This window comes from Hyphomicrobiales bacterium (assembly GCA_016710435.1).
In the GTDB taxonomy this organism is placed as follows: Bacteria; Pseudomonadota; Alphaproteobacteria; order Rhizobiales; family Aestuariivirgaceae; genus Aestuariivirga.
The window spans coordinates 2,315,251-2,336,598 of sequence record JADJVV010000001.1 but is presented as its reverse complement, the minus strand read 5'-3'; the positions used below and the strand labels follow the sequence as shown (position 1 = coordinate 2,336,598).

The 21,348-nt window shown below is 63.4% G+C and carries 17 protein-coding genes; 8 read left to right on the top strand and 9 right to left on the bottom strand.

What is annotated here, in order from left to right:
• Window positions 1-16: 16 nt before the first annotated feature.
• Window positions 17-1,642, bottom strand: a complete 1,626-nt coding sequence (locus tag IPM06_11275; protein MBK8771000.1) for an NAD+ synthase — start codon at window positions 1,640-1,642, stop codon at window positions 17-19.
• A 125-nt stretch (window positions 1,643-1,767) separates the two neighbouring features.
• Here IPM06_11275 and IPM06_11270 point away from each other — a divergent pair, with 125 nt between their 5' ends.
• Window positions 1,768-2,769, top strand: coding sequence for a neutral zinc metallopeptidase (locus IPM06_11270; GenBank protein MBK8770999.1), 1,002 nt, complete (start codon window positions 1,768-1,770; stop codon window positions 2,767-2,769).
• A 156-nt stretch (window positions 2,770-2,925) separates the two neighbouring features.
• Window positions 2,926-3,321, top strand: coding sequence for a hypothetical protein (locus IPM06_11265; GenBank protein MBK8770998.1), 396 nt, complete (start codon window positions 2,926-2,928; stop codon window positions 3,319-3,321).
• A 60-nt stretch (window positions 3,322-3,381) separates the two neighbouring features.
• Here the strand turns inward: IPM06_11265 and IPM06_11260 are convergent, their stop codons facing one another.
• Window positions 3,382-4,170, bottom strand: a complete 789-nt coding sequence (locus IPM06_11260) for a 2OG-Fe(II) oxygenase (protein MBK8770997.1) — start codon at window positions 4,168-4,170, stop codon at window positions 3,382-3,384.
• A 93-nt stretch (window positions 4,171-4,263) separates the two neighbouring features.
• On the opposite strand from IPM06_11260, the gene IPM06_11255 reads away from it, so the two are divergent.
• Window positions 4,264-5,259, top strand: a complete 996-nt coding sequence (locus tag IPM06_11255; protein MBK8770996.1) for a LysR family transcriptional regulator — start codon at window positions 4,264-4,266, stop codon at window positions 5,257-5,259.
• On the opposite strand, the gene IPM06_11250 is transcribed toward IPM06_11255, so the two are convergent.
• From IPM06_11250 to IPM06_11230, 5 genes are read right to left on the bottom strand one after another with little or no spacing between them, the layout of a single operon-like run.
• Window positions 5,147-5,689 (bottom strand): hypothetical protein, encoded by a 543-nt coding sequence (locus IPM06_11250; GenBank protein ID MBK8770995.1) that lies wholly within the window; start codon window positions 5,687-5,689, stop codon window positions 5,147-5,149. The genes IPM06_11255 and IPM06_11250 overlap by 113 nt on opposite strands.
• A complete protein-coding gene (locus IPM06_11245; GenBank protein MBK8770994.1) occupies window positions 5,682-8,612 on the bottom strand; it encodes a sarcosine oxidase subunit alpha family protein in 2,931 nt (976 codons plus the stop codon). The genes IPM06_11250 and IPM06_11245 overlap by 8 nt, the downstream gene beginning before the upstream one ends.
• Window positions 8,609-8,854 carry a sarcosine oxidase subunit delta gene (locus tag IPM06_11240; GenBank protein ID MBK8770993.1) on the bottom strand — a complete coding sequence of 82 codons (246 nt, stop codon included), beginning with the start codon at window positions 8,852-8,854 and terminating at the stop codon, window positions 8,609-8,611. The genes IPM06_11245 and IPM06_11240 overlap by 4 nt, the downstream gene beginning before the upstream one ends.
• 10 nt (window positions 8,855-8,864) lie before the next feature.
• The gene (locus IPM06_11235) at window positions 8,865-10,124 is read right to left on the bottom strand and encodes a sarcosine oxidase subunit beta family protein (protein MBK8770992.1); all 1,260 of its coding nucleotides are present in this window, start codon (window positions 10,122-10,124) and stop codon (window positions 8,865-8,867) included.
• A gap of 55 nt (window positions 10,125-10,179) precedes the next feature.
• Entirely contained in the window at window positions 10,180-11,379 is a 1,200-nt protein-coding gene (locus IPM06_11230; protein MBK8770991.1) for a multidrug effflux MFS transporter, read from the bottom strand.
• Between the two features lie 146 nt (window positions 11,380-11,525).
• Between IPM06_11230 and IPM06_11225 the strand changes: the two genes are divergently transcribed.
• Window positions 11,526-12,737, top strand: coding sequence for a cytochrome P450 (locus IPM06_11225; protein MBK8770990.1), 1,212 nt, complete (start codon window positions 11,526-11,528; stop codon window positions 12,735-12,737).
• Window positions 12,738-13,444: 707 nt separating this feature from the next.
• A complete protein-coding gene (locus IPM06_11220) occupies window positions 13,445-15,016 on the top strand; it encodes a trimethylamine methyltransferase family protein (GenBank protein MBK8770989.1) in 1,572 nt (523 codons plus the stop codon).
• Here the strand turns inward: IPM06_11220 and IPM06_11215 are convergent, their stop codons facing one another.
• Together IPM06_11215 and IPM06_11210 are read right to left on the bottom strand one after the other, a co-directional pair.
• A complete protein-coding gene (locus IPM06_11215; protein MBK8770988.1) occupies window positions 15,017-15,946 on the bottom strand; it encodes a DMT family transporter in 930 nt (309 codons plus the stop codon). It lies immediately after the preceding gene.
• 74 nt (window positions 15,947-16,020) lie between these two features.
• Window positions 16,021-17,511, bottom strand: a complete 1,491-nt coding sequence (locus IPM06_11210) for a DUF853 domain-containing protein (protein ID MBK8770987.1) — start codon at window positions 17,509-17,511, stop codon at window positions 16,021-16,023.
• A gap of 77 nt (window positions 17,512-17,588) precedes the next feature.
• On the opposite strand from IPM06_11210, the gene IPM06_11205 reads away from it, so the two are divergent.
• Genes IPM06_11205 through scpA form a run of 3 tightly spaced genes read left to right on the top strand, consistent with a single transcriptional unit; the run spans window position 17,589 to window position 21,273 of the window.
• Window positions 17,589-17,960 (top strand): hypothetical protein, encoded by a 372-nt coding sequence (locus IPM06_11205; GenBank protein ID MBK8770986.1) that lies wholly within the window; start codon window positions 17,589-17,591, stop codon window positions 17,958-17,960.
• A gap of 50 nt (window positions 17,961-18,010) precedes the next feature.
• Window positions 18,011-19,123 carry a hypothetical protein gene (locus tag IPM06_11200; GenBank protein MBK8770985.1) on the top strand — a complete coding sequence of 371 codons (1,113 nt, stop codon included), beginning with the start codon at window positions 18,011-18,013 and terminating at the stop codon, window positions 19,121-19,123.
• Entirely contained in the window at window positions 19,123-21,273 is a 2,151-nt protein-coding gene (gene scpA, locus IPM06_11195) for a methylmalonyl-CoA mutase (GenBank protein ID MBK8770984.1), read from the top strand. The genes IPM06_11200 and scpA overlap by 1 nt, the downstream gene beginning before the upstream one ends.
• Window positions 21,274-21,348: the final 75 nt, after the last annotated feature.

The following is a 21,348-nucleotide window of genomic DNA, read 5'->3' as shown; positions in this document are numbered from 1 at the left end:
GTGGCGGCGCTGGCGTTCACCCCGGATCCCTGAACCCGTTGGTGATCGGATAGCGCCGGTCGCGGCCGAAGTTGCGGCGGGTGATCTTGACGCCCGGTGCGGCCTGCCGGCGCTTGTATTCGGCCACATAGAGCATGTGCTGCACGCGCTTCACCAGCGCCACGTCATGCCCGCGCGAGACGATCTCGGCCACCGATTGCTCGCGCTCCACCAGTCCGTCGAGGATGTCATCCAGCACATCGTAAGGCGGCAGCGAATCCTGGTCCTTCTGGTTCTCGCGCAGTTCCGCTGTCGGTGCCTTGGTGATGATGCGTCCGGGGATCACCTCGCCCAGCGTGTTGCGCCAGGCGGCGAGGCGATAGACTTCCGTCTTGTAGACATCCTTGATGGGGTTGTAGCCACCGTTCATGTCGCCGTAGAGCGTGGCATAACCGACGCTCATCTCGCTCTTGTTGCCCGTGGTCAGCACCATGGAGCCGAACTTGTTGGAGATCGCCATCAGCACCACGCCGCGTGAACGCGACTGGATGTTTTCCTCGGTGATGTCGCTGTTCCTGCCGGCAAACATGGGCTTCAGCGCGGAGAGGAAACCCTCCACCGGTTCCTTGATCGGCACAATATCGTAACGCACGCCCATGCGTTTGGCGCAATCTTCGGCATCGACGAGGGAATCCTTCGACGTGTAGGCATAGGGCAACATCACGCAATGCACCTTGTCGGGACCAAGCGCGTCCACCGCCATGGCGGCGACGACAGCCGAATCGATGCCGCCCGACATGCCCAGCACCACGCCGGGAAAGCGGTTCTTCAGCACGTAGTCGCGCAAGCCCAGGACACAGGCCTTCCATGTTTCTTCCTCGCGCTCGGGCAGCCGGACGATGTCGCCCTTCTCGCAGGCCCAGCGGTCGCCCTGGCGCCGCCATGTGGTGACGGCAACCGCTTCCTCGAACATCGGCATCTGCAGCGCGAGGGAATGATCGGCGTTGAGCACGAAGGAGGCACCGTCGAACACCAGTTCATCCTGTCCGCCCACCTGGTTGAGATAGGCGAGCGGCAGGCCCGTCTCGGTCACGCGCGCCACCACGAGGTTGAGGCGCACATCGTCCTTGTTGCGTTCAAAGGGTGAGCCGTTGGGCGAGAGCAGGATTTCGGCGCCTGTTTCGGCGAGCGTTTCGCAGACCTCTTCCGTCCAGATGTCCTCGCAGATGGGAATGCCGAGGCGCACGCCCTTCACCGTCAGCGGCCCAGGTGCTGGGCCTGGCTGGAAGACGCGCTTTTCGTCGAACACGCCGTAGTTGGGCAGGTCAACCTTGTGGCGCACCGTCTCGATCCGGCCGCCGGAGAGAAGTGCCACGGAATTGTGCAGCCTGTCGCCCTCGCGCCACGGCAAGCCGATGAGAATCGCCGGGCCATCGGCGAATTCGCGCGCCAGTGTTTCAGCCGCTTCCTTGCAGGCCATGACGAAGGATGGCCGCAGCACGAGGTCCTCCGGCGGATAGCCGGCGATGTAGAGTTCCGGGAACAGCACGAGATCGACGTGGCGATGTGCGGAGATCGTGGCGCGGGCCTTGTCGAGGTTGGCGGCAACGGCGCCCACCGTGGGGTTCAACTGGGCGAGCGCAATGGTCAGCGTGTCTGTCATGGGCGGGCTTGTAGCGGAAATCGGTGCGCCCGCAAAACACCTTGCATTCCGGGCGCTCACTCGCCAAATTTGCGCACCAGACGTGCCGCGCCTGTTTCGCGGGGGATATATTTCAGGAGGTCATCATGCGTCTCGACAATGAACGTCCAAGCGACAACGTGGACGACCAGCGTGGCCGGGGCGGCGGCGGTGGTTTCGGCTTTCCGGGCGGCGGCGGCGGAAGGCGCATCAACATTCCGATGGGCGGCGGAAGGGGCGGCGGAATGTCCATCTCGACAATCGTGCTGCTCGTCATCGCCTATCTCGCGCTGAAGTTTATCTTTGGCATCGACCTGCTTTCGATGATGAACGGCGGCGGTGGCGGCTTGCCGATTCCGGGCGGCAACTCCACCGAGTACCAGATTCCGGACGCCCCCACGGACGGCACCACGACAGCCGATGCACAAGTGCCCGGCGGCGGCACGGGCCAGGCCGACGTGACCACGGATGCGGGCAAGGATTTCGTTTCGCGTGTGTTGGGTTCCACCGAGCGCGCCTGGGGCGGCATCTTCCAGAAAATGGGCAAGACCTATGAAGACCCGACACTGGTGATGTTCTCGGGCTTCACGCAGTCAGCCTGCGGCATGGCGCAGTCGGCGATGGGCCCCTTCTATTGCCCGCGCGACCAGAAGGTCTACATCGACCTCTCCTTCTACCAGGACATGAAGAACAAGCTCGGCGCGCCGGGCGACTTCGCGCAGGCCTATGTGGTGGCGCATGAAGTCGGCCATCACGTGCAGAACTCGTTCGGCATCCTCGACAAGGTGATGCAGGCGCGTTCGCAGATGTCGGAGGAGGAAGGCAATGCCCTTCAGGTGCGGGTCGAGTTGCAGGCGGATTGCTTCGCCGGCATCTGGGCCAAGGAAGCCAACGCCCGCGCCAACATTCTTGAAGAAGGCGACGTGGAAGAAGGCCTGAACGCCGCCGCGCAGATCGGCGATGACCGCCTGCAGAAGCGCAGCCAGGGCTATGTGGTTCCGGAAAGCTTCACGCATGGTTCGTCGGAGCAGCGCGTGCGCTGGTTCAAGACCGGCATGCAGGCCAATTCCGTCCGCGATTGCGACACGTTCAACACCGACAATCTCTGACCCCACACCAACACACTCAAAACGCCATGCCTGGTCACGCCGGCATGGCGTTTTTGTTTGCCTGAATGTCAGGTGAACGCGGGCTTCAGCACGGACTCATGTGCGCCATGCTGTGGTGGCGTCATGGCAATTCCGCCACTCCAACAGGAGGTTCCCGTGACGCTATCCGTTCATTCCGTTCGTGGTTGCACCCTTCTCGCCGGTCTGGCGCTCGGTGCCCTGTTCGCGGCCATTCCGGCAGAGGCGCGGACTTTCAATGCCTCGCCCAAGGATGTGAAACACATGTGCGGCGGCACCTACATGGGCGTGAACAAATCCGGCAGCTATGGCTGCATCAACAAGATCAACGTGGTGTTGTGCAAGAAGGGCAAGTGCGAAATCATCAAGACGCGCGTTGCACCTCCGGGGAAGGATGGAGAACCGGGCGGCACGGATACCGGTGGCAATGACACCGGCGGTGGTGGTTCCGGTGGCGCGGGCGCCACGGGTGGCGTGTCCAGCACCAACAACGCCGGCAACGCGGCGGGCGGTGGTGGCGGAACCATCAACTGAGCAACGCGCCAGTCCAATTTGGCAGGCCGCCATGTTGTGGCGGCCTGTTTGCGTCCGGACTCAGGCGGCGCGGCCGTAGAAGCCCATCTGCTCGTCGCGGGAAAACATGACGCCGGGCTTCTCGTAGTACGAGAACACGGCGATGAGGCGATCCTTCTGTCCCTCCACGGTTGCCACCTTGTGAGCGGTGTTCTTGCCGCGGAACACGTTGAGCGTGCCGGACGACAGCGTGAGTGTCTTCACATCCGGGTCTTCGCCGCGCATCAGCTTCGCCACGCCGTCATAGTTGGGGTCGGTGTCGCTGCGCAGGTCGGTGCGGTAGACGAATTCTCCGCCTTTGTCGGGCGCCTGCAACAGGAGTGTGGTGGTGAACTCGCTGCGGTCGAAATGCCAGTTCAGTGCCTCGCCGGCGCGGTAGCTCATCACATTCACCCGCGCCAATGGATCGCGCATGGGATAGAGCGCCGTCTTGCCCATGGTCTCGCCAAGGAACATCACCATCGGTGCCCATTCGTAGATGTACATGACCAGACTCTGCGCAATCTGGTCGGCGCAGACGGTGTGATTGATCGTCGTCGTGGTTGCGAGTGCCGGATGATCGAGGGCAAGCCCGGGAATGGACTTGAGGAAATAGATGTTGTGCTCGCGCTTGTGGAGGAAGGACAGGCGCTCCATCACGGGGTTGATCTCGGCGGTGATGCGGGCCAGGGCATCGGCACGCACCAGTCCTTCCAGGTTGAACATGCCGTTGGCGGCCAGGTCGGCGCGGCAGCGCTTCACCAGCGCATGCCATTCCGCCGTGCCGACACGGTGCAAGGGGTAACGTTCGAGATCAAGAATGTCGTGCATGGGGTCCTCCAAGAACCCGCAGGTCTGACAACGATTTCCTTTGCCTGCAAGCCAGAATTTGTTCATCCTGACTTGGATTTTCTTGGTCAGCGCATGAAGACACCCCTTCCCCTCAACGCCATGAATGCCTTCGCTGCGGCGGGCCGGCACGGCAGCTTCCTGATCGCCGCGCGTGACCTCGGGGTCACGCCAGCTGCCATCAGCCAGTTGGTGCGCAAGCTGGAGACGCATCTGGGCAAGACGCTGTTCCAGCGGCTGAACAACCGCGTGCTGCTCACGGATGCCGGGAAGTCTTTGCTGCAATCCATCGTCCCGGCGCTCGATGAATTGTCGGAGGCGGCCCAGCGTGCGTCGCGCAGCGGAACCCGGCGGCGGCTCCGCATCAGTTGTGTGCCATCATTGGCGGAATGCTGGCTGGTGCAGCAATTGCCACGCTTCCTGGCGCGCCACCCGCGCCTTCGCATCGACCTCGCCGTCGAAGAGGATGTGACGCCGGGACACTGGGACATCCGCATCAACTATGGACGCTTGCCGGATGACGACCTGGTGCAGGAAGAGCTTTGCCGCGACAGCGTGGTGCCGCTCTGTGCGCCGTCCCACCCTGCCGCAATCGGTGCAGAACGGGATCTCACGGCGGCTGATTCCGCCGCACTCATCCACACGCAATGGGGACCGAGCTACGGTTCAAACGTGACGTGGAAAGACTGGTTCCAGCACGTCGCGCCGCGCGAGCGGGTTGATCTTTCCACGGGCCATCAGGTCAGCGCCTCGCGGACTGCGCTGCAACTGGCCGAGTCCGGCTGTGGCATCGCGCTCGGGCAGATTCTTCTGGCGCAAGCGGCACTGGATGATGGACGGCTCGTCGCCCTGTCACGGCATTCCCTGCCACTGGGGCAAAGCTATGTGATTGCCATGCCGGCGGCGCGGCACCGCCAGGCAGACGTGCAGGCCTTCGCGGCGTGGCTGCTGGCGGAAATCACACCCGCTGCGCCAGCCCCTCGCCCGCATCCACCAGCCACTCCCACACGGCCAGCGCAAAGGTCCGCAGCGCATAAACGTGGAAAGCGTCATCCCCTACGCAGTGGATGAGAACGGGCGTGTGATGGATGCCGGTCATGACAAAGTGGCCGGGCTTGAAGGCCTTCGCATCGAAATTCACCTGCGCGGCGCGGGCCAGCACGCGGCGGGCCAGCGCGCCCTCAACGCGGATGCGGCAGCGCGCCGACGACAGGGGTGTCACCAGACAATCGGCTGACAGCTCAGCGGGAGCCGAATCCCCCACGCACCAGAATTGTTGCGGCGCGATCCGCAGCACGGTGAGGGCATCATTCGTTTGCGCCGTCCCCACCTTTGCCGGGAGCTTGCCCGCTTCAGTGGCCAATGCCTTTTCGAATGCCTTGCCGAAGCCCGCCACCTGCGTGAGGGTGAAACCGCCCTCCTCGCGGATGGAAATGCCGGGGGCGTCAAAGGCGGAAGCGCTTGCAAGGGGCGAGCGGGCGTCGAGCATGATCTCAGCCATGGAGACGCGCTCCTTCCTTGTCGATGAAATGCGGCGAGACGATCTTCAGCCGCACCTGTTCGTTCTTCAGCGGGAAGGCGGCGATGATCTCTTCACCTTCATGCTTCAGACCCCCCTTGTAGAGGCCGAGCGCGATGAACTTCTCCAGTTCGGTAGACCAGGTGACGGAGGTGATGTAGCCGCGGCCATGGCCCTTGATCTCGTCTGTCGCCGCAAACAGGATAGAGGCGCCGCGCAGGCGCTTCTCAGGTTCCAGCAGTTCCAGACCGACGAGGGACCAGCGATCGGCCGATTGCATGTCTTCGCGCAGGCGCAGTTCCTTGCCGATGAAGGGTTTCTCCTTCGCCGCCATCTTGCCGAGGCCAAGGTCGTCGAGCGAGTTGCGATGGTCCAGTTCAAGACCGGCCACATGACCCTTCTCGATGCGGAGGCTCGCCAGCGCTTCAAGGCCATAGGGGCGGATGCCAAGCGGTGCCGCGGCCTGCAGGATGTGCTCCCACAATGCGGTCACGAAATTCGCGGGGCAATGAACTTCGTAGGCCAGTTCACCGGAGAAGGAGAGCCGCATCAGCCGCACGGTCGTGCCGCCGAACGAAATGTCCTTCACGCCCATGTAGGGCAGCGCTTCGCTGGAAACGTCCGCATCCGGGAAGGCGAGTTGCAGGGCCTTGCGCGAGTCTGGGCCCGAGACGGCCATGCCGCCCCACTCATCGGTGAGAGAGGCCACATGCACCTTCAGGTCGGTCCAGTGGCATTGCAGCAGGTATTCGAGCCACGACATCACCTCGCCGGCCTGCGCCGTCGTGGTGGTCATGTAGAATTGCGTGTCGCTGATCCGGCTGGTGGTGCCGTCGTCGAGCACGATGCCGTCATCGTTCAGCATCACGCCGTAGCGGGCCTTGCCCACGGGCAGCTTGGCGAAGCCGTTGACGTAGACACGGTTGAGGAATTCCGCTGCATCCGGGCCTTGCACGTCAATCTTGCCGAGGGTCGAGACATCGGCAATGCCGACGCCCTTGCGCACCAGAAGCATTTCCTTGACGTAGGCTTCCTCCGGCGTGGCGCCTGCCCAGTCGTAGTACCAGGCGCGCATCCACGGCCCCGCCTCGATGAAGGTGCAGCCGTTCCTGGCATTCCAGTCGTGCAGTGGCGAACGCCGCGTCGGGCGGAAATGCCTGCCCACGCTGCGGCCCGCGAGCGCGCCGACGGTGAGCGGTGTATAGGGCGGGCGGAAGGTGGTGGTGCCGGCCTGCTCCGGCGTCAGGCCGCGCAGCGCCGCCATCATGGCAAGGGCGTTGACGTTGGAGGTCTTGCCCTGGTCCGTCGCCATGCCCAGCGTCGTGTAGCGCTTGAGATGCTCGACCGACTGGAAACCTTCCTGGTGCGCGACCTTGATGTCCTTGGCCGTCACGTCATGCTGGAAATCTATGAAGGCCTTGGCAGGAAGCGTGACATCGAAGGGATCAGCTGCAGGCGCGATGCCATAGGGGCGGTCGTCGCGCACGGCGGGTGGCTCGACCGGTGCCGGCACCTTGCTGATTGCGCAGCGGGCAAGGGCGGCACGCGCTGCCGCTTCGCCATCGCGCACTGCGGCATGCAGGCCGAAGTGGCCGAGCATGGCTCCTGCGCCGAAATGGCCTTCGGCAAACCCGCCCGGCACGAAGGCGGCAATCGCCGCATCGTATTTCGGCTTGATGCCGCCATGGGAGGTGAGATGCACGGCCGGATTCCAGCCGCCCGACATGGCGAGAACATCGCAATCAATGGTGACGCTGTGGCGGCCCTTCAGGCGCACGGCGCGCAACTGCTTGTCGCCCGTCACATCGGCAATTCCGGCATTGGGGAAGATGGCGATGCCAAGGGCTGCGGCCTGCGCCAGCAGGTCGCCAGCAGGCGCAGAGCGTTCCTCGGCAATGGTCACGGCCACGCCCGCTTCGGCCAACGCGAAGGCCGTGGCGTAGGCGGTGTCGTTGTTGGTGGCGATCACGGCACGGGCGGTCGGCGCCAGCGCGTAGCGGTTCAGGTAGGTGCGCAGGGCCGAGGCCAGCATCACGCCGGGGCGGTCGTTGTTGGTGAAAACGAGCGGCCGTTCCAGCGCACCCGCCGCCATGATGATCGTCTGTGCACGGATGACATGGAGCAACTGGCCCGCGGGCAGGAGTTGCGCCAACGTCACCTGGTTGCCATCGTAAATGCCTTGCGCCGTGGTGCGCGTGAACAGCGTCACGTTCGGCAGGGCCTGCAATTCCGCAATGGTTCCCGTGCGCCAGCGTTCCAGCGCATCGCTTGATTCCGAGAGGAGGCTGCCGCCCAGATCGCTATCCTGTTCGGCCACGATAACCTTCGCGCCGGCGCGGCCTGCGGCCAGGGCTGCCGTCAATCCGGCGGGGCCTGCACCCACCACCAGCACATCGCAGAAACCGTATTCCACGTCATGACGGGCGCCGTCCTTGGCAGTGTCCGCCTTGCCCATGCCCGCCGCCTTGCGGATGAAGGGCTCATAGAACATCCAGGACTTTTTGAACGGTCCCATGAAGGTCTTGTAGTAGAAGCCCGCGCCGAAAAGCGGGGCCGCGAGGCTGTTCACCGCCATGAGGTCGAAGGCGGGGGACGGCCAGGCATTCTGGCTCCGGGCAACAAGCCCCTCTTCCAGCGGCACCATGGTGCCGGCGATATTGGGTTCGGCGCGGTTGCCCTCGCCTACGGTGAAAAGGCCGTTGGCCTCTTCCACGCCCGCCGACATGAAGCCGCGCGGGCGGTGATACTTGAAGCTGCGTCCCACCAGCAGCCTGCCGTTGGCGAGCAAGGCGGAGGCGAGCGTGTCACCGGGATGGCCAAACAGGCGCTGCCCGTCATAGGTGAAGGTGAGCGTGCGGCTGCGGTCGATGCGGCCGCCCTTGCCGAGGCGCGTGAAGGCGGTCATTCCACCACTCCGTCAATCACGTTGGTGGCGGTGTTGCGCTTCAGCTTGAACCACTGGCGGCAGCCCAGCACATGCTGCCAATGCTCCGTGTGCGGACCTTTCGCGTTGTCGAAGGTGAAGGTGTAGTCGTGCCACTCCTTGAGGTCGCCCGTGCCATGGGCAGGCCGCACGCGACTGGCATCGCCGCCGTAGCGGAACTCGGAGACATCGCGGTCGCCGCAATGGGGACAGGGAATTCTCATTGCCGGGTCCTCATTGCTTGAATGTCCAGTTGCCGATGCCGTAGTCGTCCATCTCGCGACCCTTTTCGAAGCGGTCGAGGCTGTAGCAACGGTTGAGGTCGTGTTCGCTGTCGTTGGCGATGGTGTGGGCGAAGGTCCAGCCGGAGGCCGGCGTGGCCTTGAAGCCCTGGTAGCACCAGCCGCCGTTGAGATAGAGATCGCGAACCGGCGTGCGGCAGATGAAGGGCGATCCATCCGGCGTCATGTCCTGGATGCCGCCCCAGTGGCGCAGCAGCCGCATGCGCGACATGAAGGGCATGAGCGACACCGCGCACTGCATCACGTCCTGGATCTTGAAGAGCTGTCCGCGCTGCGTATACGTGTTGAAGCCGTCAATATGGCCGCCGAAAACGAGGCCGCCCTTGTCGGATTGCGAGAGATAGAAGAGTTCCGCTCCCCACGAGACGACATGATGAACGATGGGCTTCACCGTCTCGGTGACGAAGGCCTGCAGGATGTGGCTTTCCACCGGCAGCTTGAGGCCCGCCATGCGCGCCACTTCCGAGGTGTGGCCCGCAACCGCGATCCCCACCTTGCCGGCGTTGATGCGGCCCTGCGTTGTCTCCACGCCGGTGATGCGGCCGTTGTCGATCACCATGCCCGTCACTTCGCAGTTCTCGATGACATGCACGCCCAGTTGCGAGGCGGCGCGCGCATAGCCCCAGGCCACGGCGTCGTGGCGCACGGTACCGGCGCGGGCCTGGTGGATGGCGCCCCAGATGGGGAAACGCGCGTCCTTGGAATAGTCGAGATAGGGCAAGAGCTTCTGCACCTCGCCACGGTCCAGCAGCTCGGCATCGATGCCGTTCAGCCGCATGATGTTGCCGCGGCGGGCGAAGACGTCCATCTGCACCGGCGACACGGCGAGCACGATCTGGCCGCGCTGCGATACCATGCAATTGTAGTTGAGGTCGTGGCTCAGGCCCTCCCACAGCTTCATCGAATGCTCGAAGAACTGGGTGTTGCCGTCGATCACGTAGTTGGAACGGATGAGAGTGGTGTTGCGGCCCACGTTGCCGGACCCGATGTAGCTCCGCTCCAGTACGGCCACGTTGGTGATGCCGTGGTTCTTGGCGAGGTAGTAGGCCGTGGCAAGGCCATGGCCGCCGCCACCGATGATCACCACGTCATAGGATGAGCGCGGCGTGGGCTTTTCCCAGGCCTGCCCCCATGGCAAGTCGGGCTTCAGCGCGTGCTTGAGAAGTGAAAAGACGGAATACCCCTTGGCCATGACCCTTCCTAACCGAGGCTCAGGAAAGCGCAAAGGGTGGAAATTCTCACCCGCTTCAAACGGCCACAGGGCGGTTGCGCTCCGCCCATTCGCTGGCGGCCCAGGCGCCCACGGCGAAGATGACAAAGGAGAGCGCCACGGGGGTCAGCGTCCCGTCATACTGGCGCGCGGCAAAGCCGCCGAGCACAATGGCCATCAGCGAGGACAGGGCACCGGATACCGCCGCCGCCATGCCGGCAATTCGCCCCATGGGTTCCATGGCCATGGCATTGTAGTTCCCGAAAATCATGCCGCTGCAGAAGAACGATATGAACATCAGTACCGCCACCAGCCAAAGTGGTGGCTGGCCTGCCGCCGCAAGGCTGGCCAGCAACATGATCGCCCAGTTGGCCATGAAGGCCCAGAGCGCGTATTTCGAAAGCTTGCGCATGCCATAGACCCTCACCGTACGTCCGTTGACGACCATGGCGATGGCAAGGCCGATGGAGAAACCTCCAAACCAAAGCGCAAAGTAGCCGCCCTGGTCGTATTGCTCGGCAAACACCTGCTGCGTCGTGGCGAGATAGACGTTGAAGGCCGCAAACACGAAGCCCACCGCAATGGTGTATCCAAAAGAGACCGGGTGTTTCACCACGGCCCTGGCGCTGTCCCACAGGGCGCTGGCGTGAAAGAGGTGGCGGTTCTCAGGCAGCAACGTCTCTTCCTGCCGGGTGGCAAGCCAGATCCCGGCCAGAACGGCGAGAACCATGAAGCCCAGGAAGATCATCCGCCAGTCGCCAAAGTTCAGGGCAAGCTGGCCGATCGACGGCGCAATGATCGGCACAAGCATGAAGACCGACATGACATACGACATGATGCGCGCCATGTCCGCGCCCTTGGACCCGTCGCGCACCATGGCCATGGAAACGACGCGCGGGCCTGCCGCACCGAAGCCTTGCACAAAGCGCCCGGCGATGAGCATGGGGAAGCTGGAGGCGAAGAAGCACATCAGGCAACCGGCCAGATAGAAGCCGAGGCCCGCATAGATCGCCGGCTTGCGCCCTGTCGAATCCGAGACCGGGCCCAGGATCAGCGTGCCCAATGCCAGGCCTGCGAAGAAGATGAGAATAATCAGTTGCCGGTCATTGTCATGGGCCGCACCCAGTTCCTTTGCCATGGTGCCAATGGCCGGCAGCATGGTGTCAATGGTCATGGCGACCATGGCGGTGAGTGCCGCCACAAGGGCAATGAATTCGGCGGGCCGGGTTTTCTGCATGGAGTCCAAATATCGCCTGCACTGTCACGCCGGCGACAGGAGGCATACAGGCTTCCACCAGAAAGCGGCTGAAAGTCTGGCCCCTCCTGACGCCGGGGTGACGAACTGCTAGGAGTTCAAAAACGAAGGTGAACACCTAGCCCATCATGAAGATCAATACCAACACCCGTTCTGTCGACCTTGATCCGCGCGACACGCAATTCGTGCAGAACCCCTATCCTGCCTATCACGCCATCCGCGCGCAAACGCCGGTGTTCAAGTGGGAGCAATACGGCCACTGGTGCTGCGCATCCTATGCGGATGTGAACGGCCTGCTGCGCGACCGGCGCTTCGGCCGGCAGATCCTCCACGTGGCGACACGCGATGAGCTCGGCTGGCCGGAAACGCCCGGGCATCTCAAGCCCTTCTATGCCTTCGAGCAACACTCGCTGCTGGAACTGGAACCCCCGGTGCACACGCGCCTGCGCGGGCTCGTGAGCCGCGCCTTCCTGTCCCGCCAGGTCGAGCGGCTTCGTCCGGAAATTGCGAATCTTTGCAACCGCTTGGCGGACAAACTTGAAGGTGCGTCTGAGGCTGACCTGCTCAGTGCCTACGCCATTCCCATTCCCGTGGCGGTGATCTGCGATCTGCTGGGTGCGCCCGTCGAGATGGGCGACCAGTTCCTCGCCTGGTCGCATGACATGGTGGCGATGTACCAGGCCCGCCGCGACCGCGCGATCGAGGACAAGGCGGTTGCGGCAACGCTCGCCTTCTCATCCTGGATGCGCGATCTCATCCGCGAGCGCCGTGGCAAGGGGGGCGACAGCCTGCTGATGGAGTTGATCCGCGCAGAAAGCGAACAGGGCCGTCTCTCGGAGGACGAGCTGGTGACGACAGCGATCCTGATGCTCAATGCCGGACACGAAGCCACGGTCCATGCCCTGGGCAACGGCATCAAGGCGCTCATCGAACAGGGCGCGCGCGAGGATATCGGTGAAGGGCATGTGGAGGAGATCATGCGCTTTGATGCGCCGCTTCACATGTTCACGCGCTATGCGCTGGAAGACCTGGAATGGAACGGCCTCACGTTGCGCAAGGGCGAGGTGGTGGGTCTTCTCCTCGGCGCCGCGAATCGCGACCCCGAGCGCTTTCCCGAACCGGACCGCTTCATGGCGTCACGAGAGAATGCGTCCACCAATGTCAGCTTCGGCGCGGGCATCCACTTCTGCATCGGCGCGCCGCTGGCGCGACTCGAAATGGAAGTAGCGCTCCCCATCCTGTTCCAGCGCTTTCCCAAACTCCGCCTGCCAACCACACCGGCGTACCGCGATGCCTATCACTTCCACGGGCTTGAGAAGCTGGATGTGACCTTGCGGTAGAGCCACGCTATTGACTTTAATCCTATATTGTGATTTATAGCTTGCGATGGGTCTGGCAAGGAGGGATCAGTGTCGCGAGCTTATCTGCACTGCCTTACCCATGAGCAGCGCCCGCGCGGGATGGACGAAGCATCCATCCCTCCCGGGAGCCGGAGGTCCGCCCCTTGGACACTAAGGTCCAAGCGCGGTTTACCGCAGTTCACCCACACCCCGTGTTCCTCTTTGGAGGAATGCGCAACGGGGCCGGGCTCAGTCCGTAAGTGCCCTGGTTGTGTGGATTGGCGAGTGCGGGCCTTGCGGGCCAAAACCGCTGCGTTTCTGGATGCCACTGCACGCTGTTCCGCTTTGCCTCACGGCAAAGCAGGCGTGAGTGGTCGGGCTTATCGCCGAATCCAATACCTCGTTTTCACCACTGCATGCAGGCGACAGGCCCGTACGGGAACAGTCCCTCCATTTTCTCCCCTCATGCCCAAGCCGCCTTGAGCATCGCGCCCACGTCCAGTTCTGTCCTTCGCTCCCCCTGACACGCTGACAAAGCGGGATCCCGTGTCGCAGCCCAAACCTGCCTACGGCTGGCTCTCCTTCGCTCCGGCCCCACCTTCGTCGTTTCCGCACCCTGCCCTGACGTTTGCCGCCACCCCGTTTGCGGGTAATCCCGTAAACCCGAGGTGACAAATTCTCACCCTCATTGTGACGACGAGGCACTCATGACCGATCAGCAACCTGCTTCCTCCGGCCGCCGCGCCCGCGGTGGCGCCGACGCCCGCCGTGCGGCCCGCACTGCCACCACGGTCAAGCAGGCAGGCTTCATCCGCCGTGCCATCAAGCCCTACGAGCCGTTCAGCGACGACCAGCTGGAATTGATCGAGCGCAATGCCGAAACGGTGCTGCAGGAAACAGGCATCGACTTCTACGAGGACGAAGAAGCGGTGCGCATGTGGAAAGACGCGGGAGCCGACGTCAAGGCCAACGCCACGGACCCGAAGCGCTTCCGCGTGCGCTTCCCCCGCGGGCTGGTGCGCTCGCTCATCAAGACGGCGCCGCGCGAATATGTGCAGCATGCCCGCAATCCCGCCAACAACGTGACCATCGGCGGCAACAACACGGTGTTCGCACCCGTTTACGGCCCTCCCTTCATCCGCAACATGGATGAAGGCCGCCGCTATGCGACCATCGAGGATTTCCGCAACATCGCCAAGCTCGTCTACATGCTGCCGAGCCTGCATCACGCGGGCGGCACGTTGTGCGAGCCGGTGGATATTCCGGTGGCCAAGCGCCATCTCGACATGATCTACACGCACATCAAATACAGCGACAAGCCGTTCATGGCTTCGGTCACGGCGGGGGAACGCTCGGCGGATTCCGTCGCCATGGCCGAGTTGGTGTTCGGCAAGGATTTCGTCGACCAGAATTGCGTGATGACCTCGCTCATCAACGCCAACTCGCCAATGGTGTGGGATGGCGTGATGCTGGGTGCCCTCAAGGTGCTGGCCCGGGCCAACCAGGCCTGCGTGATCTCGCCCTTCATCGTGGCGGGCGCCATGTCGCCGGTGACGGCCGTGGGCACGCTCACGCAAATTCTCGCGGAAGCCTCCGTGGGCATTGCCTTCACGCAGCTGTGCCGTCCCGGTGCGCCGGTGGTGTTCGGCACCTTCGCTGCCTCCATGTCCATGCAGTCCGGCGCGCCCACCTTCGGCTCGCCCGAACCGGCCCTTGTGACGCTCGGTGCCGCACAATTGGCGCGGCGCATGGGCGTGCCGTTCCGTTCCGGTGGCGGGCTCTGCGGCTCCAAGGTTCCGGATGCGCAGGCGGCCTATGAAAGCGCCAATACGCTGTGGCCCACGCTGCTCGCGGGCGTCAACTTCTGCCTCCACGCGGCAGGCTGGCTGGAAGGCGGTCTCGCCTCCAGCTACGAAAAGCTGATCATGGATGCCGACCAGCTCACCATGTTCCAGAAATTCGCCGAGGGTGCGGACTTCTCCGAGAACGGCCAGGCCATGGATGCCATCCGTGAAGTTGGCCCGGGATCGCACTATCTCGGCTGCTCGCACACGCAGGCCAATTTCGAGACCGCCTTCTGGCGCTCCTCACTAGCCGACAACAACTCGTTCGAGCAGTGGCGCGATGACGGCGAAAAGGACATCGTGGTCCGCGCCAACGCGACGTGGAAGAAGATGCTGCGCGACTACGAGGCGCCGCCGCTCGACCCCGGCATCGACGAAGCCCTGCAGGCCTTCATGGCCAAGCGCAAAGAGGTTCTGCCCGATACTGTGAGCTGATCAATCAAGGGCCTCGGCGGCAGGGGCCGCCTTCGCCCGCGAATCCGCCCAGGTGAAATAACCGACACCGGCCAGCACGAGTGCCGAGCCGATGCCGTCGGCGAGGGAGAACGGTTCGCCGAGGATCGAGACGGCGAGCACGATCGTCACCAGCGGCGAGACAGTGGAGATCATGGCCACGGCTTGCGGGCTGGTGCGCGCCATGCCGGCGTTGACGAGGAATGACGGCAGCACGGTTGCGAAGATCGCGCAGCCGAAGCACATCCACAGGAAGAAGCTGCTGGCGGAGAAATCGCCATTGAAGATCAGGTGGTGCAGGATGCAGGCCACGCCGGATGACGTGAGTGCAACCGAAGTGAACAGCACGCTGCCCATCCACGTCACGAAGCGCTTGGCGAGCAACTGGTAGATGGCGAACAGGATGGCGCAGGCCATGACCCAGGCCGTGCCGATCACCGTACTCTGCCCGCCCTCCGGCAGATCGAGGCCGAAGACGATGGCAAGGCCGGAATAGCTCACGACGGCCGCGATGATGGCATGGCGCGTGATCTTCTGGCCGAGTGCGAGAGCACCAATCGCCAGCACCCAGATCGGATACGTGAACAACACAAGGCGCTCCAGTTGCGCGCTGATGTATTCCAGTCCCTTGAAGTCGGAGAAGCTGGAGAGATAGTAGCCGATGCATCCGGTGGCGACGGCGCCAGCGAGCGTGCGCATATCGGGGGGCGATTCTCCCCGCACCTGCTTCTGCCGCCAGGCCCACAGGCCCGCCGCCACGAAAAAGGGGATGGAAAAGGCCATGCGATAGGCCAGCATCAGCGTCGCGTTGAGGTCATCGCGATAGGCCAGCTTGATGAAGATCGCCTTCGTTGAAAACAGCGAGGCACCCGCCGCCACCAGCCAATAGCCCCTGTACCGTGCCTCGAACATGGCGCTGGCATACACAGTGCGGGCGGGAATGTCGCGCCATGCCCCCTATGAACAGAGGGCATGGCTGATGGGGATCAGCGCCGGGTCAATCCACCGAGGATGCCGCGCACCAGCGCGTTGCCGATGGAGCGGGCCACTGTCGTGCCGAGTTGCCGACCCACGGAACCGGCGACATTCTTGACGAAGCGGTCGGTGGTGGATTCGCGCGGGCGGGCTGTCCGTTCCACACGATCAGCTTTCGCAGCCGTCTTGACGGCCTTGGCCTGTTCCTGTTCGGCGGCGCGCTCCTTGGCCTTGCCAGCCAGCTTCTCGTAGGCCGACTCGCGATCGACCATGTCCTCGTACTGGCCGAAGACGGGCGAATTCTTGATCAGCTTGTTGCGTTCCTCCGCCGTGATGGGCCCGAGGCGCGAGGATGGCGGGCGGATGAGCGTGCGTTCCACCATGGTGGGAACGCCCTTGAGGTCGAGCACCGAAACCAGAGCCTCGCCCTTGCCCAGTTCAGTGATGGCCTGTTCGGTCTTGAACTTGGGGTTGGGGCGGAAGGTGGAGGCGGCAGTCGCCACCGCCTTCTGTTCGCGGGGCGTGTAGGCACGAAGCGCGTGCTGCACCCGGTTGCCCATCTGGGCCAACACGGACTCAGGCACATCCAGCGGGTTCTGCGTGACGAAGTAGATGCCGACACCCTTGGAGCGGATGAGCTTCACCGTCTGCTCGATCTTCTGCAACAGTCCGGGTGGTGCATCGGCGAAGAGCAGGTGCGCCTCATCGAAGAAGAACACCATCTTCGGCTTGTCGGGATCGCCCACTTCGGGAAGGACCTCGAACAGTTCCGACATGAGCCAGAGCAGGAAGGTTGCATAGAGCTGCGGCGAGTTGATCAACTTGTCGGCGGCCAGGATGTTCATGTAACCGCGGCCATCGCGCGTGGTGCGCATCAGATCCTTTATGTCGAGGGCTGGTTCGCCAAAGAACTTGTCTCCGCCCTGCTCGTCGATCACCACAAGGCGGCGCTGGATGGCGCCGATGGTCTGGTCGTTGACGTTGCCGTAGTCGGTGGTGAGTTCCTTGCCGCGGTCGGCGAGGTCCTTCAGCAGCGCGCGCAGGTCCTTCAGGTCGAGAATGGCGAGACCTTCCTCGTCGGCAATCTTGAAGGCGATGTTCATCGCTCCTTCCTGTGCTTCCGTGAGACCCATCAGCCGCGACAGCATGAGCGGACCCATTTCCGAGACCGTGGTGCGGATGGGATGGCCCGCTTCACCGAAGAGGTCCCAGAAGATCGTTGGCGTTTCCTGGAAGCCGTAGTCGTCGAAGCCGATCTTCTTGGCGCGTTCGAGCAGGAAGTCCTTGGGTTCCCCCTTCATGCAGATGCCCGAAAGGTCGCCCTTCACGTCAGCGGCGAAGACCGGAACGCCCGCGGCGCAGAAGCCTTCCGCCATGATCTGCAAAGTCACCGTCTTGCCTGTACCCGTGGCGCCCGTGACGAGTCCGTGGCGGTTTGCCAGCGGCAGGAACAGTTCCTCGCGCTTGTCGCTCTTGCCCAGGAAAATGGAATTGTCGGCCATCTCAAACTGCCCCTGTGAATCTGTTGGCTTTGCGCCTATCTGCTCCAAATCATGGTGCAAGGCAAACAGGGCGTTCAATGCAGGATTTGATCAACGGGATTGTGGCGGCGACCGGTCTTCCATCGGAAAAAGTGGAAGCGGCGCTGGGCGTGATGTTCAATCTCATCAAGACGCAGGGAAACGCCAGTGCGGTTCCGGCCCTGTTCGAAAAGATGCCCGGTGCAGATGAACTTGCCACCCGCCATGCGGGTCGGTTGACGGGCATGCTGGCGGGTGGCCTCATGGGCGGGCCACTGGCGGCGATCAGCAAGCTCCAGTCGCTTGGCCTGTCGCAGGAGCAGATGCGGCAAGTGGGATCGGCTGCACTGGCCCACGCCCGCGCCATGGCGGGTGATGAACTCGTGCGCCGCTGTGCCGCCAATATCCCGGGGGTCGGCGGTTTCCTGTGAGCCAAAAGGCGGATTTGCCGTCGGGGGTGTGCGGGGCTAGGTTCTCGCAGATGCACAATTTTCCAACACCGACAGCCGATGAGTGGCTGAAGCGCGTGGCGAAGGCCACCAAGGGCGCCGCTTTCGATGCCGACGCGGCCCTGTTCCAGCGTCAGGCTGGACCCTCTGCCGAACGACCGCACCACGGCCCATGGGCTGTGTTCGCGCGCGTGGACCACCATGATGCGCAAGCCGCGCACAGGCAGGCCGTTGAAGACACAGAGAACGGCGTCACCGGGCTTGTTCTGCCCTCCCCGGCACAGGTTCCGGCAATCGAGCACATGGGCCTTCACAAATTCTCGCTCCGCAACGAAGGCGGGGACCTCGGTGCGGAAGCCCTGCGCCACCTCATTGCGCGCCTGCCGCTCGATCCGGCGCGGCTTGCCGTCGATCACGGCGCGCATGATCCGGATCTTGCCAAACTTCTCCATGCCCAAGGGTTCACCGGCCCCCTGATGCGAGGCGATGGACGGGCCTATCACGCCGGGGGGCTTGACGATGCCGAGGAATTGGGCGCGGCGGTGGCAACAGCGGTCGGGTCTCTGCGCCGTCTCACGTTCCTTGATGATGCCGTTCTCGCGGGGGCCGTCAGCATCACGCTTGCCGCAACGCAGGACATGTTCGCCACGCTTGCGAAGTTCCGTGCGGCACGCATTCTGTGGCGGGAGGTGCTGAAGCAGAGCGGTCTGCCGTACCGGCCGCTCTCCCTGCATGCGGAAACGTCGCGCATCATGCTTTCGGAGACAGACGCCCATACCAATATTCTCCGCAGCGTGGCTGCCGTATTTGGAGCCGGGCTGGGCGGTGCTGATTCCGTGTGCGTGTTGCCCTTCTCATTCAACCAGGGTGTGCCCAATGCTTTTGCGCGCCGCGTGGCGCGCAATGTGCAGAACCTGTTGCTGCAGGAGTCGAACCTGTGGCGCGTCCTTGATCCGGGAGCTGGTGCGGGCGCCATTGAATCACAGACAGATCGCATCTGCCATCAGGCCTGGGCCGTGATGCAACGGGCTGAAAAGGGTGATTGGCCTGTAGGCGATCCGTCGCGCTCACAGGTGCTGCCCATCATCGGTGTGACCGCCTATCAGCCTGCGAGGGAACTTGCAGCCGAAGTGGAGGCCTCGTGATGACGCGCATTCCAGACTTCAGCAAGATCACTTTTGCACCCGCCCTTGGGGTCACGACAGGGCCTCACAACGGACCCTGGGAAACACCTGAAGCAATCAGCGTCGCACCGCGTTACACTGCTGTTGATGCGCCTGACGCGGGGCCGGCCTACCCCGGCCTGGCGCCGTTCCTGCGCGGTCCCTACCCCACCATGTATGTGACGCAGCCGTGGACGATCCGGCAGTATGCGGGGTTCTCCACCGCCGAAGATTCCAACGCCTTCTACCGCCGCAATCTGGCCGCGGGGCAGATGGGGCTTTCCATCGCCTTCGACCTCGCCACGCACCGCGGCTATGACTCGGACCACCCGCGCGTCGCCGGCGATGTGGGCATGGCGGGTGTAGCGATTGATTCAATATACGACATGCGCACGCTGTTCGAAGGCATACCCCTCGACAAGATGACTGTCTCGATGACCATGAATGGCGCCGTGCTCCCCATCATGGCGCTCTATATCGTGGCGGGTGAAGAACAGGGCGTGCCGCCGGAAAAGCTCGCAGGCACAATCCAGAACGACATCCTCAAGGAATTCATGGTGCGGAACACCTACATCTATCCGCCGCGTGAATCGATGAAGATCGTGTCGGACATCTTCGCCTACACGTCTCAGAGGATGCCGAAGTTCAACTCCATCTCGATCTCCGGCTATCACATGCAGGAAGCGGGGGCTTCTGCTGACCTGGAACTGGCCTATACGCTGGCCGATGGTTTTGAATACGCGAAGTCAGGCATTGCCGCCGGCATGGCGATTGATTCCTTCGCTCCGCGCCTTTCCTTCTTCTTCGGCATCGGAATGAACTTCTTCATGGAGGTGGCGAAGCTGCGGGCTGCGCGTGTCCTGTGGGCCGAGATGATGGCGTCGCTCGGCGCCAAGGACGAGAAGTCGCTGATGTTGCGCACGCATTGCCAGACCAGCGGCTGGAGCCTTGCCGCCCAGGACGTGTTCAACAACGTGACCCGTACCTGCATCGAGGCCATGGCGGCGACGCAAGGCGGCACGCAATCGCTGCACACGAATTCGCTGGATGAGGCGCTGGCATTGCCCACGGATTTCTCCGCCCGCATTGCCCGCAACACGCAACTTTTCCTCCAGCAGGAGGCCGGTACCTGCAAGGTGATTGATCCATGGGGTGGCTCGCATTTTGTCGAGGCGCTCACCAATGATCTGACGGCGCGCGTGCGCGTTCATCTCGCCGAAATTGAAGAACTTGGCGGCATGGCAAAGGCCATCGAAGCGGGCATTCCCAAGCAACGCATCGAGGAAAGTGCCGCGCGAACGCAGGCTCGCATTGATTCTGGCGAGCAGGTTGTCGTCGGGGTGAACAGCTTCAAGGCCGGGAATGACAAGCCCGTCGACATCCTGGTCGTGGACAATTCCAAGGTGCGCGCCACACAGATTGCAAAACTTGAACGCCTCCGGGCCGAGCGTGACGAGGCTGCCGTTGCCGCCGCCTTGTCAGCGCTGAGCGAGGTGGCCCGCAGTGGCGTGGGCAACCTGCTGGACGCATCCGTGACTGCGGCGCGGGCCAAGGCCACGGTGGGTGAAATCTCCTTGGCTCTCGAAACTGTCTGGGGCCGTCACCAGGCCATCCCCAAGGCTGTCAAAGGCATCTATGCCGCCACGCCCCGCGACCTGCATAAGATCGATGCCACCCGCCATGCGGTCCGCGCCTTTACCGAATCCGAAGGGCGCGCGCCAACGGTGCTGGTGGCCAAGATCGGACAGGACGGGCACGACCGGGGCCAAAAGGTGATCGCCTCGGCTTTCGACGACATGGGATTCACCGTGCACATCGGCGCCCTCTTCGCTACGCCGGACGAGGTTGCGAAACTGGCGGTGGAGAAGAATGTGCACGTTGTCGGCGTATCGTCACTCGCCGCCGGGCATCTCACCCACGTTCCCGAACTCAAGGCGGCGCTGGCGGCATGTGGGCGGCCGGATATCCTGATCGTCGCGGGCGGTGTCATTCCGCCGGAAGATGTGCGCACCCTCATGGATATGGGAGCCGCGGCGGTGTTCCCGCCGGGCACCGTCGTTCCCGATGCTGCTCAGGCCATCCTTGATGCTCTTTCGGCCCATCTCGGTTACGCCCAGCGGCGGCCCGGCTGAACAGCTTGAAATCCACGGCTTGAGAAAGACGGCGGTCCGCCCTATGTGAGGCCGGACTCAACTCAGGTGGTTCCC

Coding starts and splice junctions, on each gene's coding strand:
- IPM06_11275 (MBK8771000.1), bottom strand. CDS start 1,642: ATGACAGACACGCTGACCATTGCGCTCGCCCAGTTGAACCCCACGGTG.
- IPM06_11270 (MBK8770999.1), top strand. CDS start 1,768: ATGCGTCTCGACAATGAACGTCCAAGCGACAACGTGGACGACCAGCGT.
- IPM06_11260 (MBK8770997.1), bottom strand. CDS start 4,170: ATGCACGACATTCTTGATCTCGAACGTTACCCCTTGCACCGTGTCGGC.
- IPM06_11255 (MBK8770996.1), top strand. CDS start 4,264: ATGAAGACACCCCTTCCCCTCAACGCCATGAATGCCTTCGCTGCGGCG.
- IPM06_11250 (MBK8770995.1), bottom strand. CDS start 5,689: ATGGCTGAGATCATGCTCGACGCCCGCTCGCCCCTTGCAAGCGCTTCC.
- IPM06_11245 (MBK8770994.1), bottom strand. CDS start 8,612: ATGACCGCCTTCACGCGCCTCGGCAAGGGCGGCCGCATCGACCGCAGC.
- IPM06_11240 (MBK8770993.1), bottom strand. CDS start 8,854: ATGAGAATTCCCTGTCCCCATTGCGGCGACCGCGATGTCTCCGAGTTC.
- IPM06_11235 (MBK8770992.1), bottom strand. CDS start 10,124: ATGGCCAAGGGGTATTCCGTCTTTTCACTTCTCAAGCACGCGCTGAAG.
- IPM06_11230 (MBK8770991.1), bottom strand. CDS start 11,379: ATGCAGAAAACCCGGCCCGCCGAATTCATTGCCCTTGTGGCGGCACTC.
- IPM06_11225 (MBK8770990.1), top strand. CDS start 11,526: ATGAAGATCAATACCAACACCCGTTCTGTCGACCTTGATCCGCGCGAC.
- IPM06_11220 (MBK8770989.1), top strand. CDS start 13,445: ATGACCGATCAGCAACCTGCTTCCTCCGGCCGCCGCGCCCGCGGTGGC.
- IPM06_11215 (MBK8770988.1), bottom strand. CDS start 15,946: ATGTTCGAGGCACGGTACAGGGGCTATTGGCTGGTGGCGGCGGGTGCC.
- IPM06_11210 (MBK8770987.1), bottom strand. CDS start 17,511: ATGGCCGACAATTCCATTTTCCTGGGCAAGAGCGACAAGCGCGAGGAA.
- IPM06_11205 (MBK8770986.1), top strand. CDS start 17,589: ATGCAGGATTTGATCAACGGGATTGTGGCGGCGACCGGTCTTCCATCG.
- IPM06_11200 (MBK8770985.1), top strand. CDS start 18,011: ATGCACAATTTTCCAACACCGACAGCCGATGAGTGGCTGAAGCGCGTG.
- scpA (MBK8770984.1), top strand. CDS start 19,123: ATGACGCGCATTCCAGACTTCAGCAAGATCACTTTTGCACCCGCCCTT.